Genomic DNA, 14,988 nt, shown 5'->3' on the forward strand with positions numbered 1-14,988 from the left:
ATTTCAACTGACGCCGGGCTCCAGCAACGTCACCGTCCGCGATTCCGTATCCAGCCTGCCCCGCACGCCGACGGGAATCGTGAACTGGTTGCGGATATGCCCGAACGAATACCCGGTCACCGCCGGCACCCGCAGCGGCTGCAAATGCACGTCGAGGGTCTCGTCCAGCGTCAGCGACGGCCCGTCGCCCTGCGGTCCGCAGTTCTCGCAGATGCCGATCATGACCGCGGCCGCCTTGTCGAAACCGACCGCCAGATCGAGCTGCGTCATCCAGCGGTCGATGCGGTACGGTTCCTCGTTCACCTCTTCGAGGAACAGCAGGCTGTTCGTAAAATCGGCCGCGTACGGCGTGCCGGCCAGCGCGCTCACGAGCGACAGGTTGCCGCCGATGAGCGGCCCCTCGGCGACGCCCTCGTGCACGGTGCGCGTGGCGTACCACGGCTCGTCCAGCGCGCGCCGGTCGTTATCGGGCGACATCGGGATCGTGTACGACGCCCGCGGCGCCGTCAGCACGGCCAGCAGGTGCTCGGTCGCATAATCGGACGGCGTGCTCGATGCGACCGGGCCGTGGAAGGTCACGAGGCCCGCGTGGCGGTGGATGGCGAGATGCAGCGCCGTGATGTCCGAATAGCCCAGCAGGACTTTCGGATGCGTGCGGATCAGGCGATAGTCCAGGTGGCGCAGCAGGGAAATGCAGCCGGAGCCGCCGCGGATCGCCCAGATGGCTTTCACTTCAGGATCGCGGAACATCGCGTGCAGGTCGGCGATGCGCGCGGCGACCGTGCCGCCGTAGTTGCCCCAGACGTCGCGCAGGTACGTGCCCGGCCTGGCGCGAAAGCCCAGCGCCTCGATGTGCCGCACCGCCTTCTCGATGGCGGCGTCGCTCGTGTAGCCGCCCGGCGCGACGAGGCCGACGACGTCGCCGCGGACGAGGCGCGGTGGTTTGATCAGTGGTGTCATGGTGGATGCGGACCGCGCGGAGGCGAAGGGCAGCAGCAGCGCCGCCGCCATCGTCGCGTTGAATCTGCGCCTGCCGTTCATGGGATGAGGTTCAAAGTTAAACGGCCCGCGCCGCGGAAGCTTGTGGCTTCCATGGTCGCGGGCCGCCGGTACGCCAAGGATACTGGCAATCCGGATACAGGTCAGAAGAAGCGGTACTTGACGTCGAAGCTGAGCGAGCGGCCGCGCGGATCGGCCACGCGCGGGTCCCAGCCGGCGCCCACGACCTCGTCCACGTTGTGCGCCGTGAACGGCGGCTCGCGGTCGAACAGGTTCTGGATGCCGACGGTGACCGTCGTGTTCTTGATGCCGGTGTACGTCGTCGACAGGCCCCACGTCGTGTAGCTGGCCACGCGCGGGTTGAAGCCGGCCGGCGGCGTGCCCTTGCCGCCGTTCGGCAGCTCGTCCGCGTAGCCGTCGCGGTACAAGTTACTCAACAGGAAGCCCCACGGGCCCTTGTTCACGCTGAACGTGGCGTTGTGCTTCCAGCGCAGGTACAGGTCGCGCGTATAAAAATTGCCGACGTATTCGACGTAAGGCTGGCCCTCGAACTCGGCGAATTGATAGCTCTGGGTCCAGGTGCCGTCGAGGGTCGCGTTCCAGCGCCAGCCGTCCGGCAGGTTGCCGCGGCCGCGCAGGCCGACGTCGGCGCCGCGCGTCTTGAGGCCGGACGCGTTGATCCAGCCGGCGTCGACGTAGGCGATGGTGCCGTCGCTCGGGTTGCGGTGGATGTACTCGGGCAGCGACGCCTCGTTGGCCAGCACGACTTGCGGCGTGCGGTTCAGGATGCGGTCCTTGATGTTGATCGCCCAGTAGTCGACCGACGCCGAGAAGTTCTTGCTCGGCTCGACGATGAAGCCCAGCGTGCCCTGCTTCGAGGTCTCCGGACGCAGGCCCGGATTGCCGCCGCTGAAATACGGCAGGCGCTCGATCGCGCAGAAGCGCGGGTCGCCCGGGTGGGCCGCGCAGCCGACCGGGTCGTTCACGCCGTTCGGCAATTCCTGGCTCAGGCGGCCCGAATACAGCTGGGCGAAGCTCGGCGCCAGGAAGCCTTTATTCGCCGAGCCGCGCAGCATCAACCAGCTCGTCGGACGGTAGCTGAACGCGATCTTCGGGTTCGTCGTCGCGCCGATCAGGCTGTAGTCGTCGCGGCGCAGCGCGAGCTGCAGTTCCAGGTTCTTCATGACCGGGACCACGAGCTCGGTGTAGATCGCCTTGATGTTGCGGTTGACCGTGTCCTGGTTCGCATTGCCCGGCGCCAGCAGGATCTTCGTGGCGTCGACGTCCTGCGCGAAGCCGTAGCCCTCGCGGCGCAGGTCGGTGCCGATCGCGCCCTGCAGCGGACCGGCCGGCAGCTGCCAGATTTCGCCCGAGACCGACGCGTTGAACTGCGTCAGCGTCGTCTTGCCGTGCTGCAGGCGGCCGTAGAATTTGGTCGCTTCCAGCGCCTGCATCGCGGCCGCGCTCTGGCCCTGCGACGGCGCGGCGAACGGGTTCACGACGCCGCTGCCCAGCACCTGGTACAGGGCGCTCGTGTAGGCGTAGCCGTCGACGAGGTCGGTCTTGGTGTGGCTCTCGCTGTGCGACAGGTCGATCTTGTAGTCCCACTTGCCGGCAAAGGTGCCCTCGGCGCCCGTCATCAGGCGCACGGTGTCGGTCGTGTAGTTCTGGGTGCGGTTACCCAGCGGCCAGGCGCGCCATTTGTAGATGATCGGTTTCGTCTTGTCGAACGAAGCGATGTACGGCGACAGGTCCTGGTAGTACGGGCCGCCGGCCGGATACGCATTGCCGTTCGCGAGCGACGTGGAGATCTGCGTCGGCGTCAGGATCGCCAGCGACGTCGTGTGCGCGCCGACGGCTTCGGCGAACACGCGGTGGTTCGGGTCGATCTGGAACGTGGCGCGGGCGACGCCGTTGGTGCGCTCCGTCGGCAGTTGCATCACGTAGTCGCCGCCGTAGTCGTAGGCGCAGGAATGCGTCGAGCGCAGCGGCGACGTCACGTCTTTCCACAGCGCCGTCGCGTACTGCATCATGCCCGGCACGCTGTCGCACTTGCCTTGCAGGCTCAGCAAGCCCGCCTGCAGGTATTTGTTCGGATCGCCCGGCAGCTGGTAGTTCGCACCCAGCGCCGTGCCGGCGCCCGCCAGCTGGTTGGCGACCGGGGTGCCGGTGGTGTCCGGCGACAGGCCGCGCGCCGGCTGGAAGCCGTTGGCGAAGGAACGCTGGTGCGAATCGAGTTCGTTGTCGCGGTCGTAGCCGATGGCGGCCATGATGTTGAAGCGGTCGGTGTCCAGGTTGCCGTGGCCGGCCACGATCTGCAGGCGGCGGGTGGCGCCGCCGCCATGCTGGGTCCAGTTGCCGCTGGCATTCGCCTGCACGCCTTCGAAGTCGGTTTTCAGGATGAAGTTGATCACGCCGCCGACGGCATCGGTGCCGTAGATCGCGGACGCGCCATCCTTGAGGATCTCGACGCGCGCGACGGCCGCCAGCGGGACCGTGTTCAGGTCGACCGCCTTGCCGGACAGGCCGTAGCCGGAAATGCGGCGGCCGTTGATCAGCACCAGCGTGCCAGTCGGGCCGAGGCCGCGCAGCGACGCGAACGAACCGCCGCCGCTGACACGGTCGGCATCCGCGCCGAACACGTTATTACCTGAAGTCATATTGTCGGCGCCCGTGCCGTTCGCCGAGATCAGGCGCATCAGTTGTTCGGCGTTGGTGACGCCCTGCTTGTCCAGCTGGTCGAGCGTGATCGTCTGCACCGGCAGCGCGCCTTCGGTGGCGATGCGCTTGATGCTGGAACCCGTGATTTCGACACGTGCGATCGGTTTATCGGACTGCACCTGCTGCGCGACAGCCGGTGCGGCGGCGCCGATCAGGGCGATCATGTACGCTAACTTTTTTAATCTCACGTGCCTCTCCTTGGTGCGCTATGTCGATGCGTAATGTCTTTGCATTACGTTATGTCGTCTTCAAAGGTAAGCGCACTGGCGCGCACCCAGCCAATGAAAATTCCAGAGTTGAGTATAACTACAGGGAATGTTTCACTAGGTTAATCTAGCAAAAACTATCACTTCCCTCTTGCCGCACGTGCTCTTTCCGCAACATCGACGTCCAGATAGCGCCATTGCGTGAATTCGACGGGGTGACGTTTGTAGTTTTTGAGCCACGGTTGCCGGATATCGGCCGACAACACATGCGTCAACGGCACCCACGGGTTGTAGGCGTGGATCAGCTGGTTCATCTCGAAATACAGCTTCTGCCGCTCGGGACCATCCTTGAGCTTGTGCGCCTGCTCGTAGCGTTCGTTATAGGCCGGCAGGTTGAAGCGCGCATAGTTGGCGCGGCCCGCGTTCGGGCCGTACAGCAGCTGATAAAAATTGTCACCGTCGGGGAAGTCGGCGATCCAGTTGCTCTCGAACATCTGCACCTTGCCGAGGCGCGATGCCTTGATGATTTCCGTCTTTTTATCGGACTTGAACACGACGCGCAGGCCGACGGCGTTCAGGCATTTGCGCCACAACTCGTCGCGCAGGCGGCCGCCGACCGTCGCTTCGCTGCTCATCTGCAAGGTCAACGGTACCGTGCCGCCGCCCGGCATGGGCATGCGGCGAAACCCATCCGGGTCGCGCTTGCCGTAGCCGAAGCGGTCCAATAACGCGTTCGCGAGGGCCGGGTCGTAGGGAACGGGACTGCGGTAGTTCGGGTCGTAGCCGAGCACGCCCGGCGGCAATGGCGACTCGGCCTTGATCGCGAATCCCTGTTTCAGCAGGGCGATGTCCTCGGCGCTGTTGTAGCTGAGCGAGATGGCCCGGCGCAGCGCCACCTTCTCGTTCGAATAGCCGCCCAGCACCGGATCGTCCATGTTCATCCACATGTAATAGGTCTGCAGCACGGGGAAGCGATATAACTGCATGCCGCGCGCGGCCAGGTCCGGTCTCAGCTTGCCGTGGGTAATGACCATATCCGTCATCGACTCCGGCACCTGCTCCAGGTAATCGTATTCGCCGTTCAGGAAGCCCAGCATGCGGCCCTGGAATTCTTCCGCGATCTTGACCTCGACGCGGTCCACGCGCGGCAGCTTTTGTCCTTCGAGCGCGCGCGCGATGGCGCGGTCGGCCGGGTCCGTGGCCGTGTCCACCGTCACGCTGGAGTGGAACACGGACGTCGAGGCCGGATTGGCGACGAGGACGATGCGGTCGCTGCGCTTCCAGTCCCCCAGCATGAACGGCCCCGTGCCGACGGGATGGTTGCCGGCCTGGCCCGGATACGCCTCGATCACCTCGCGCGCGACGACGCCCGTGGCCGGCGTGGCGAGATAAAACAGGAAGTTATTGTCCGGCGCGGCGAGGCGGATGCGCAGCGTGTATTTATCGATGGCCTGCAGACCGGGGATATCGGTCGCGTAACTGAATGCGGCTTTCAGCGCCGCGTCGCCCAGCAGTTTGTCTTCGAACATGAACGACCACGGCGATTTCAGGCTCGGGTCGTACAGGCGCTTGATGCTGTAGACGTAGTCCGCCGCCGTCACCTCGCGCGGCGGTCCCTTGAACGCCGGATCGGGCGTGAAGTGCATGCCCCGGCGGATGTGGAATGTGTACGTGAGGCCGTCGGCGGATACCTCCGGCAGAGCCTGCGCGCCGTCGCCCTGCAGCTTCACGGGCCGCGCGAGATAGTCGTAGCGCAACAGCGGATCGAACAGGTTTTCCAGCAGGGACAAGGTCGCGATGTCGGAGGCGACGGCCGGGTCGAGGCCCGTTTCGCTCGTCGACAGGAACATGTGCAGGACCTTGGGTGCCGTGCCCGTGCCCTGGGCGGCGGCGAGCGGCGCGAGAACGGCGAGCAGTAGCGAAGCGAGGAGGGAACGGCGTGTCGGCATGGCGGGGGTCCTGGAAGCGTTGCGTATCATAGGCCCAGCCCTTGGACGCAGGCAATACGCGCGGCGGCCGTGCAACGGTGCGGCGGCGCCGACGGCAGAGCAGCCGGCGCCTCCACACATAACTTTTTTACATAGCCGCACGGCATTCTTTCATCAGCGCAGCTTGCTCTGCGCCTATACTCTCCGCTGCACAATCGAGCTCAGGCCCGAGGCCGGACCCGGCCCGCCTGAACCAACGACATCATGGCTTTAAATTACATCTGGACCGGCTTCTTCCTCGTCGGCTTCGTTGCGGCCTTGGCCCAATGGATCTTTCTCGGGGATACCGAGATTTTCAAGCGCATCATCGACGGCACCTTCGACGCCGCCAAGATGGGCGTGATGGACATCGCCCTGCCGCTGGCCGGCGTGATGACCTTGTGGCTGGGCATCATGAACATCGGCGAAAAGGCCGGCGTCGTCGGCTGGCTGGCGAAGCTCATTTCTCCGTTCTTTTCGCGCATCTTCCCGGACGTGCCCAAGGACCACCCCGCCACCGGCCACATGGTGATGAATTTTTCCGCCAATCTGCTGGGCCTGGACAATGCCGCGACGCCGTTCGGCCTGAAGGCGATGGAGAGCCTGCAGACGCTGAATCCGAACAAGGACACGGCCAGCAACGCCCAGATCATGTTCCTCGTGCTGCACACATCGGGCCTGACGTTGATCCCGCTCGCGATCATGGCCCAGCGCGCCATCCTCGGCGCGAAAGACCCGTCCGATATTTTTATTCCGTGCATGATCGCGACCTATGTCGCCACGGTCGCCGGCATCATCGCCGTGTCCATCCGCCAGCGCATCAACCTGCTGCACGGCGTCGTGCTCGGCTGGCTGGGCGGCATGACGGCCGCGATCGCCGCGCTGATCTGGTACTTCACGCACTACCTCACGAAACCGGAAATCGAAACGGTGTCCAAGGTCGCCAGCAACCTGATCCTGTTTTGCATCATCGTCGTGTTCATCGTCGCCGCCCTGCGCAAGGGCGTCAATGTGTACGAGGCGTTCATCGAAGGCGCCAAGGGCGGCATCCAGACCTCCCTCACGATCATCCCCTACCTCGTCGGCATGCTCGTCGCCATTTCCGTGATCCGCAATTCCGGCGTGCTCGGCTACGTCGTGCAGGGCCTCGAATGGCTCATCCGGCTGGCGGGCCTCGACACCGCGTTCACGCCCGCCCTGCCCACCGCGCTGATGAAGCCGCTGTCCGGCAGCGGATCGCGCGCGCTGATGATCGACGCCATGAAGACGTATGGCGTGGATTCCTTCGTCGGCCGGCTGGCCTGCATCTTCCAGGGCTCGGCCGACACCACGTTCTACATCGTCGCGCTGTACTTCGGCTCGGTCGGCGTGCGCAAGACCCGCTATGCGATTTCCTGCGGGCTGATCGCCGACCTGGCCGGCATCGTCGCGGCGATCGCGGTGGCCTACGTGTTCTTCGGCTAACGTTTATTTCAAGGACAGGCATGCTTCGTCGTCACGCGCTTACTCTCCTTTCCGCCGCGCTGCTGGCCATCGGCAATCCGGCCGCGGCCCAGTTGCAACCGCCGCCGTCACCATCGCCGCCGTCGTCGATGACGACACCGTTGCCGCTGCCCGTCATGGACGCGCTGCGCACGGCCGCGATTCCCGAAGACGCCGTGAGCGTACTCGTCCTGCGCGGCGACAAGACGGTGCTGGCCCACCTGGCCGACCGTCCCATGCAGCCGGCGTCGACCATCAAACTCGTCACGACGCTGGTCAGCCTCGAGCAGCTGGGCCCCGCGTTCCGCGGCCGCACGGAGATGCGCACGACGGGCGAGCTCAAGGGCGACGTGCTGAAAGGCGACCTCGTGCTGCGCGGCGGCGCCGATGCCGACCTCACGACCGAAACGTTGACGACCATGCTGCGCAGCCTGCGCTACCAGGGCATCCGTACCATCGCCGGCAACCTCGTCGTCGACCGCCAGCTGTTCAATCCGGCCCGCCTCGACCTCGGCGTGCCGCCGTTCGACGAATCGCCGGAAGCGTATTACAACGTCGCGCCCGATGCCGTCTTCGCCAACCGCAACATGCTGCAACTGGACCTGCGCTCGACGCCGCGCACCGATGGCCGGGCCGCGACGCGCGTGCGCGTGGCGATGCAGCCCGAACTCGACGGCGTGACCGTCGAATCGGACTTGAAGCTCGTCGACAGCGCCTGCCAGGCGTGGGAAGACGGCTGGCAGACGCCGGAAGCCGTGCCGCGCGCGGGCGGCGGCGTCAAGGTCGTGCTGCACGGGACCTTTCCGAAAAACTGCGTGGCCAGCGAGTCGATCAACGTGATCGACCGCCAGGAATACGTCGCCCGCCTCGTGCGCCGCATCTGGAAGACGCTGGGCGGCACCCTCGCCGGCACCGCCGTCGAAGGCGCCACGCCGCCCGATGCGCGCCTGCTGGCCGAGCACGTCTCGCGCGCGCTGCCGGAAATCGTCCGCGACACCAACAAGCCCTCCGACAACACCCTGGCGCGCCTGCTCTTCCTGAGCCTGGGCGCGCTCGAGCCTGACCCCGTGCTGGGCAGCCGTCCGCAACCGGACACCGCCGCGACGGCGCCGACGCTCGTGCGCAGCGAGGCGACTGTGCGCACCTGGATGCGTGCGCACGGCATCGACGACACCGGTCTCGTGCTGGAAAACGGCGCAGGCCTGTCGCGCACCGAGCGCATCACACCCATCCAGATGGCAGGCCTCCTGCAGGCCGGCCTGCGCAGCAACTGGGCGCCGGAATTCCTGGCCAGCATTCCCATCGCGGGCGTGGACGGCACGATGCGCCGGCGCCTGCATGACAGCCCGGCCGCCAGCCACGCCCGCCTGAAGACGGGCACGCTGTCGAACGTCGTGGCGCTGGCCGGCTATGTGCAGGATGCGGACGGCAGGCAATGCGTGCTCGTCGCCTACGTCAACAGTGACCGGGTCGGCAACGGGCGTGGACGGGCCGTGCTCGACGCGCTCGTCGATTGGGTGGCGCGCCTGGACGGCACGCCGTAACTCACGGTTTGCTGGGCTCGCCGGCTCCCGCGCCCACCGTTCCCGTCTGCGCCGCGGCAAGCGGTACATCGCCCCCTTCCATCCACGGCGTACCCGGCAGGTTCGGTTTTGCTTCCACGAGCGACACCTGCGCCCTGGTATTCGTGCGGATCGCGCGCACGATGTCCAGCATCGTGTTTTCCGTGAATTTTTCCGGCGTGCCGAACATCATGCCGCCCACCCGGCGCGGCCAGGACAGCCAGCCGCCGTCCGGCTTCGTGAAGACGGCGTACATGTCGAGGTGGTAGCCGTTCTTGTACGGGAACAGGCAGGCGACCATGTTCATGTTGTCGCCGCCGCGCACGTGCGGGGCGGCCTTGGCGGTCCAGGCCGCTCCTTCGCAGCTGGGGCTCTTGTCGACGGCGGTGCCCGGCGCGGCGCTCGCGGGATCGGCCATCCTGAAGTGGCCGGGCAGGTCGGTCACTTCGACGGCCGGCGTCGCGATGGAGACGTCCTTCACGTTGCGGCCGATGCCGTCGGTGGCGGCGCGGGCCACGGCCTGGGCCGCGGCGTCGGTCTTGATGTCGAATACGCGGTAGTACTCGACCGTGGTGTCGCGCGACGCAAACCGGCTGCCGCTATCGGTGCTGCAGCCGGCCAGCACGGCCATCGTACACAGCGCAAAACAGGACAACAACGAGCTCTTCATTTCTTATCTCCTTCGCTTGGGCGTGGGTCAGTGGAGCGATTGTCCCGGCAGGCGAATACAGGAGACTGAGCTTGCTCAAGCGTGCACGGGGGCCGTCAGCGTGGCGCGACAGCACCGTGCGACGGGTTCAGAGCACGCGGCGGAAAGTCGCGCGCACGACGTTGCGGTCGCCGCAATCGAAGTGCCACCACTCGGTGTTGATGCCGACGAAGCCGGCCTGGAACATGGCGCCGCGCAGCAGTTGGCGGTTGGCGACCTGGACGGCCGTGAGTTCGCCGCTCGCGACGAAACGGTCTTCCAGCGCGGGATGCGACAACGCCGTCATGTCATCGAAGCCGGTGCCCATGTCGAGTTCGCGGCCCTGTTCGTCCAGGATCGTGATGTCCACCGCCATCCCGAACGAGTGGATCGAACCGCGCTCGGGATTCGCGAGGTACATCTGCAGACCGGTGCCGGCCAGCGCGTCCCACAGCTGCTGCTGCACGCGCTGCGGGCGCAAGGCGTCCAGCACGAGCGGCGTGCAGCCGGGACGTCGTTCGTGCAGCCAGGTGACGACGCACTCCAGCGCGCCGGCCGCGTCGCGGTGCAGCCAGGCGCAGTCGTACGGGGAATACAGGTCGCGGCCGACGAAGTTGTGCGGGGTCGCGTAGCGCAGGTCGACGGCGATGCCGGCGATCGTGGAGAGGTGACGGAACTCGGGGTGGCCGGCGATGTCCTCGCTGGCGATGGTATTCATGAACATCCCTTGTCTAAAAGACTGCGTGCAGTGGCGCCGATGCAATTGGCCAGTTCGCGCGCCCCGTGCGACAGCGGCGCGTGGCTGGCCGTCAGCAGGTACAGCTGGACGGGGATCGCCGGCGCCCACGGGCGGCACTGCACCTTGCCCGGCGCGGCGGACGCGGCCGTGAATGGATCGAGCACGGCCGTGCCGGCACCCGCCTCGACCAGTGACCTGGCGATCTGGTACGTCTGCACGACGGTGTGGAAGACCGGATGCACGTCCTGCGCTTCGCACGCGGCCACGACCATTTCGCCGAGCGGATCGCGGTCGGCCAGGCCGATCAACTCTCCGCTGAGGCCGGCCGGCGTGATGGGTTGGCGGCACTCCTGCTCGGACCACGTGCCGGCCGGCGCCATCACGGTCAGCGCGCCCTGGGCGATCGCCTCCGCTTCGATGCCGGGATGGCGCGGGTCCTGCAGCGACAAGGCGAGATCGGCCTCGCCGAGGCGCAGCGCGTTCACGATCTCGCTCGTGTGGAACGTGGCGAGCTCGCAGCGGGTCTGGACGAAGTCGCGCCGCCATACGGTCAGGGCGGCGGGCAGGACGGAGACGGCGATGGTGGGCGTGGAGACCAGCCGCACGGTTTCTTCGGCGCGATTCTTGAGGCTGGCGGCGAGGCGGCGGATGCCCTGCAGGTCGCGGTTCAGTTTTTCCGTCTCCGCGAACAGGCGGTGCGCTTCCGGCTTCGGATACAGCTTGCCGCGCACGCGCTCGAACAACGGCATGCCGAGCTGGAGCTCGGCGTGCTGCAGGACTTTCGTCACGGCAGGCTGCGAGATGTGCAGGACCTGGGCGGCGCCGCTGATGGTGCCGACCTGCATGATGGCGTGGAATACTTCGATATGGCGCAGACGCATCTTCAATCCCCGGCGTGTAAATAATTTCCGCGCCTCATGGGCGCGGTGCCATCAAGGATATCGGAAAACCGGCGCCGCGGCGTAGCATCACTGCTGGACAGGCAGCGCCGGTGTTGCGGGAACGACATCCGAAGCGGGCGGGACCGGCGGAACCGGGGCCTGCGGCAGCACGGGCGACGCGGGCGGTACGGGCTCGGTCGGCGGCAGGGGCTCGGTCGGCGGCACTTGCGGCTGCGCCGGCACCGGCGGCATCGGCATCGGCGTCACGCCGGGAATGATGACGGGCGACGTCGTCACGGGCGCCGGCAGCGGCTGCGGCAGCGGGCCGGTCGGGTTCGTCAGCGCTTCGAGCAGGGCGGCCGTCTCGACGTCCGGCACGCCGTCGATGTTCGCCGGACGGTATTTCATCTGGAACGCGGACAGCACGGTGCGCGTCTGCTCGTCCAGGTTGCCGGACTGGACGAGGCCATAGCCCCACGCCGCCAGCTTCTTCTGATACCACGCGATGTCCGGCAGCTGGACCTGGAAGATCGGCACGAGCATGGCGACGCGATTCGCATCCGGCCACGCGACGAGGCCGGCGGCGGCCAGTTGGCGCCACGGGAACATCGGGCCAGGGTCCTGCTTGCGCAGCGGGGCGATGTCGGAGTGGCCCAGCACGTTTTCGGGCGCGATGTGGTGGCGCGTGACGATGTCGCGCACGAGCGGGATCAGCGCGTCGATCTGCGACTGCGGGAACGGCGCGTAGACGCGGCCATTGGGGGTGTCTTTCCAGCCCGGGTTGACGATCTCGATGCCGATCGAGCTGTTGTTCAATTGCGTGAAATTCTTCCAGCTCGAATTGCCGGCATGCCAGGCCGCGTTCTTCTCGTCGACGAGGTTGTAGATGACGGGGACGGGGTCGTCCGTGACGAGGTAGTGCGCGCTGACTTCCTGCTGGGTCAGGATCTTGATCGAATCCGCGCGGTTGCTGACGGTGTAGTGCAGCACGAGGAAGCGCACGCGGCTGCTCTGGCCCCGCGCCGTGTACGTGTGGTCGTATTGCGGTCCGGTCGGGGGCGGCGTGGCGCAGCCGGCCAGCAGCGCGAGAAGGAGGGGTGCGACGAGGATCTTCATGACGGTGTCATTGGGTTGAGTGGGTCGGATGCGAGCGCCATGCGCGCCGCCGCGTGATGGGCGTGGCCGGGCGCTTGCGTCAGGGCGATGCCGGGCAGGCTTGCCCGCATCGTGTCGACGATGAGCGGGTGCAGCTCGGCCGCCCGTCCGGACACGGCCACGGGACGCGGCCCGAAGCGCCCCGTCAGCGCCAGCGCCAGCCGCGCGAGTTCGCGGCCGGCCGCGCGCAGGATATCGGCGGCAACCGGATCGCGCCCGGCGCACGCGGCCACCGCGAGCGCCAGCTTGCCGACGGCGCCCCGTTCCTGGCCGTAGATGAACTGGCGCGAACAGGCCCAGTCGGCGCCGCCGACGTAGTCGAACACGGCCTGCGCCAGCGGCGATTGAGCCCAGCGGCCGGGCCGCTCGTCTTCCAGGCGCCAGATGTGGCGCAACGCCTCCTTGGCGATCCAGAAGCCGCCGCCGCCATCGTCCAGCACGACGCCGCGTCCGCCCGCGCGATGGAACTGGCCGTCCGCATCGACGAACGCGCCCATCGAGCCGGTGCCCGCGTACACGAGATAGCCTTCGCCCGGCGCGAAGCTGGCGCGGTAGGCGATCTCCATGTCGCTGCAGAAGTGGATGGCTTGCGGGTCGAGATGCAGTTCTTCGGCGAGCCAGCGCTGCAGCAGTTCGCTGTCGCCGCCGAAGCCCGTCAGGCCAGCCTCGACGCGGTTCGGTACGCCATGCACGAGGGCATCCATCGCCAGTTGCGCGAAGGTGGCGCGGACGGCGTCGCGTCCTTGCGGCGTGCCCATCTGCAGGGCGGACAGGCCGGCGACGCGGCCTTCGGCGACGATGGCGCCGCCGGGCGCGGCGAGAGCCCAGCGCGTCTCGGTGCCGCCGGCGTCGATGCCGAGTCCGAGGCCGGATGCCGGACTCGGCAGTGTAGGTTCGGGTTGCGAATCGATCATGATCATCCGCCAGTGTACGCCGTCAGGCCGGCCGGACGCGAATGAATGCTGAAATGTAATGCATGAGCCGAGGTTATGCTTTACGCCAGGCTTCGACGCGCGCGCTTTCGTTGCCCAGGCGGTCGACGGCGCTGACGACGATGGCGTCCGCCACGCCCAGCTTCGCATCGTCCGGCACGGCCCAGTCCACGCGCGACGCCGGCGCCACGGCGAAGCGCCACTGGTTGCCGAAGCGCGACCAGATCGCGTACATCGCGTTCGCCTTGCCCGCCGCCAGCTTCAGGTAGACGGACGGGCCCTTGCGCACGGCGGCGACGGACGGCGCGCCGGGCCATTCGTTGCCGAGCCACGGCGTGGCGGGCACGAGTGCGGGCGCGGCATAGGCGGCGGTGCGCAGCTGGTCGCTGATGCCCTTGCGGTTTTCCATCAGCGGGGCCATGCTGAAATGGACGTGCCCGCCCGCGCGCGACCGCGTGCGCGTGAGGTCGATCTGGTCCACGATTTCCTGCGGCGGATACTGTTTGGTGGGCGCGCCGATGCGGCTCGTGAACAGGCCCGGCCAGACGTGGCGGCCCTTCGTGTTCTGGCCGATCCAGTAATCGAGCAGGACGTCGTAGGCCTGGCCCGGCTGGTGGATGGCCCAGTACAGCTGCGGCGAAAAATAATCGAGCCAGCCGTTTTGCAGCCACGTCTCGGCGTCCGCGTACAGCTTGTCGTACTGCGAAAAGCCGACGATGCCGGGCGGGCGGCGGTCCGGACGGCCCAGGCCGAACGGGCTGATGCCGAAGCGCACCCAGCTCTTTTCGCGGTGGATGCCCTCGTACAGCGCCTCGATCAGGCGGTTGACGTTCTGGCGCCGCCACGACGCGCGATCGAGCTTGCCGCCGCCGGCCACATAGCGCTGCCACGACGGTTCGTCCGGAAAGTCCAGCTCGGCCTTCGCGGTCCGGCCTTCCAGCGCCGCGCCTTCCGCGCCGGTCATCACCGGCGCTTCGATCGGGTAAGGATAAAAATAATCGTCGATGTGCACGCCGTCGATGTCGTAGCGGCGCACGACGTCCAGCACGACGTCCAGCGTCTGCTTGACGGCGGCGTCCTCGCCCGGGTCCATCCACAGGTATTTGCCGTAGGTTTTGACGGCCGCCGGATTGGTGCGCGTGATGTGGTTCGCGGCGGCCGGAGAACGGGCGCCGTTGTGGCGCGCGCGGTAGGGATTGAACCAGGCGTGCAGCTCGATCCCGCGCGCGTGCGCCTGCGTGACCCAGAATTTCAGCGGGTCGTACCACGGCTGCGGCGGCTGGCCCTGCAGGCCCGTCAGGTATTCCGACCACGGTTCCAGCTTCGACGGGTAGATGGCGTCCGCGGCCGGGCGCACCTGCAGCACGATGGCGTTCAGGTTCAGCGCCTTGGCGCGGTCGAGGATCGCGATGGCTTCGGCCTGCTGTTTTTCCGCGGAGAGGTTGGGCTTGCTGGGCCAGTCGATGTTGGCGACGGTCGAGACCCACGCGGCGCGGAATTCGCGCGGGGCCGGCGGCGGCTGGTCCCCCACGGGCACGCCGGCCGTCACCGGCGGCGTCGTACTGCAGCCCGCCATGAGGCCACCCACCGCCAGCGCACCGGCGACTCCCGCGAACGCGAATGCGCGTCGTTTCTGATCAGGTTGCAAACCAACTC

Annotated in this window: 11 protein-coding genes; 2 read left to right on the forward strand and 9 right to left on the reverse strand. The window is 67.2% G+C overall.

Going from position 1 to position 14,988, the window contains the following annotated elements:
• Positions 1 to 3: 3 nt before the first annotated feature.
• The 3 genes from ASC93_RS03270 to ASC93_RS03280 form a co-directional block, all read right to left on the reverse strand.
• Positions 4 to 960: an LD-carboxypeptidase gene (locus tag ASC93_RS03270; protein ID WP_229412586.1), complete on the reverse strand. Its 957-nt coding sequence runs from the start codon at positions 958 to 960 to the stop codon at positions 4 to 6.
• A gap of 182 nt (positions 961 to 1,142) precedes the next feature.
• Positions 1,143 to 3,908 carry a TonB-dependent receptor gene (locus tag ASC93_RS03275; RefSeq protein WP_229412587.1) on the reverse strand — a complete coding sequence of 922 codons (2,766 nt, stop codon included), beginning with the start codon at positions 3,906 to 3,908 and terminating at the stop codon, positions 1,143 to 1,145.
• Between the two features lie 158 nt (positions 3,909 to 4,066).
• On the reverse strand, positions 4,067 to 5,875 hold the full coding sequence (locus tag ASC93_RS03280; RefSeq protein ID WP_056436982.1) for an ABC transporter substrate-binding protein: 1,809 nt from the start codon (positions 5,873 to 5,875) through the stop codon (positions 4,067 to 4,069).
• A gap of 243 nt (positions 5,876 to 6,118) precedes the next feature.
• Between ASC93_RS03280 and ASC93_RS03285 the strand changes: the two genes are divergently transcribed.
• Positions 6,119 to 7,357: a nucleoside recognition domain-containing protein gene (locus ASC93_RS03285; RefSeq protein ID WP_056436989.1), complete on the forward strand. Its 1,239-nt coding sequence runs from the start codon at positions 6,119 to 6,121 to the stop codon at positions 7,355 to 7,357.
• A gap of 20 nt (positions 7,358 to 7,377) precedes the next feature.
• Positions 7,378 to 8,919: a D-alanyl-D-alanine carboxypeptidase/D-alanyl-D-alanine-endopeptidase gene (dacB, locus tag ASC93_RS03290; RefSeq protein WP_229412588.1), complete on the forward strand. Its 1,542-nt coding sequence runs from the start codon at positions 7,378 to 7,380 to the stop codon at positions 8,917 to 8,919.
• Position 8,920: 1 nt separating this feature from the next.
• On the opposite strand, the gene ASC93_RS03295 is transcribed toward dacB, so the two are convergent.
• The 6 genes from ASC93_RS03295 to ASC93_RS03320 form a co-directional block, all read right to left on the reverse strand.
• On the reverse strand, positions 8,921 to 9,607 hold the full coding sequence (locus ASC93_RS03295) for a hypothetical protein (RefSeq protein WP_157201730.1): 687 nt from the start codon (positions 9,605 to 9,607) through the stop codon (positions 8,921 to 8,923).
• Positions 9,608 to 9,734: 127 nt separating this feature from the next.
• Entirely contained in the window at positions 9,735 to 10,343 is a 609-nt protein-coding gene (locus ASC93_RS03300) for a M15 family metallopeptidase (RefSeq protein ID WP_056437538.1), read from the reverse strand.
• A complete protein-coding gene (locus ASC93_RS03305) occupies positions 10,340 to 11,245 on the reverse strand; it encodes a LysR family transcriptional regulator (protein ID WP_056436999.1) in 906 nt (301 codons plus the stop codon). Before ASC93_RS03305 ends, ASC93_RS03300 begins: the two co-directional genes overlap by 4 nt.
• Before the next feature lie 87 nt (positions 11,246 to 11,332).
• Positions 11,333 to 12,361, reverse strand: a complete 1,029-nt coding sequence (locus ASC93_RS03310) for an N-acetylmuramoyl-L-alanine amidase (RefSeq protein ID WP_056437003.1) — start codon at positions 12,359 to 12,361, stop codon at positions 11,333 to 11,335.
• Positions 12,358 to 13,314: an N-acetylglucosamine kinase gene (locus ASC93_RS03315; protein WP_056437540.1), complete on the reverse strand. Its 957-nt coding sequence runs from the start codon at positions 13,312 to 13,314 to the stop codon at positions 12,358 to 12,360. The genes ASC93_RS03310 and ASC93_RS03315 overlap by 4 nt, the downstream gene beginning before the upstream one ends.
• Before the next feature lie 73 nt (positions 13,315 to 13,387).
• Positions 13,388 to 14,980: a glycoside hydrolase family 10 protein gene (locus ASC93_RS03320; protein ID WP_056437011.1), complete on the reverse strand. Its 1,593-nt coding sequence runs from the start codon at positions 14,978 to 14,980 to the stop codon at positions 13,388 to 13,390.
• Positions 14,981 to 14,988 lie beyond the last annotated feature (8 nt).

Origin of the sequence: Massilia sp. Root335, from assembly GCF_001425685.1 — a bacterium.
In the GTDB taxonomy this organism is placed as follows: Bacteria; Pseudomonadota; Gammaproteobacteria; order Burkholderiales; family Burkholderiaceae_D; genus Telluria; species Telluria luteola.

Coding starts and splice junctions, on each gene's coding strand:
- ASC93_RS03295 (WP_157201730.1), bottom strand. CDS start 9,607: ATGAAGAGCTCGTTGTTGTCCTGTTTTGCGCTGTGTACGATGGCCGTG.
- ASC93_RS03315 (WP_056437540.1), bottom strand. CDS start 13,314: ATGATCGATTCGCAACCCGAACCTACACTGCCGAGTCCGGCATCCGGC.
- ASC93_RS03300 (WP_056437538.1), bottom strand. CDS start 10,343: ATGAATACCATCGCCAGCGAGGACATCGCCGGCCACCCCGAGTTCCGT.
- ASC93_RS03310 (WP_056437003.1), bottom strand. CDS start 12,361: ATGAAGATCCTCGTCGCACCCCTCCTTCTCGCGCTGCTGGCCGGCTGC.
- dacB (WP_229412588.1), top strand. CDS start 7,378: ATGCTTCGTCGTCACGCGCTTACTCTCCTTTCCGCCGCGCTGCTGGCC.
- ASC93_RS03270 (WP_229412586.1), bottom strand. CDS start 960: ATGACACCACTGATCAAACCACCGCGCCTCGTCCGCGGCGACGTCGTC.
- ASC93_RS03305 (WP_056436999.1), bottom strand. CDS start 11,245: ATGCGTCTGCGCCATATCGAAGTATTCCACGCCATCATGCAGGTCGGC.
- ASC93_RS03285 (WP_056436989.1), top strand. CDS start 6,119: ATGGCTTTAAATTACATCTGGACCGGCTTCTTCCTCGTCGGCTTCGTT.
- ASC93_RS03280 (WP_056436982.1), bottom strand. CDS start 5,875: ATGCCGACACGCCGTTCCCTCCTCGCTTCGCTACTGCTCGCCGTTCTC.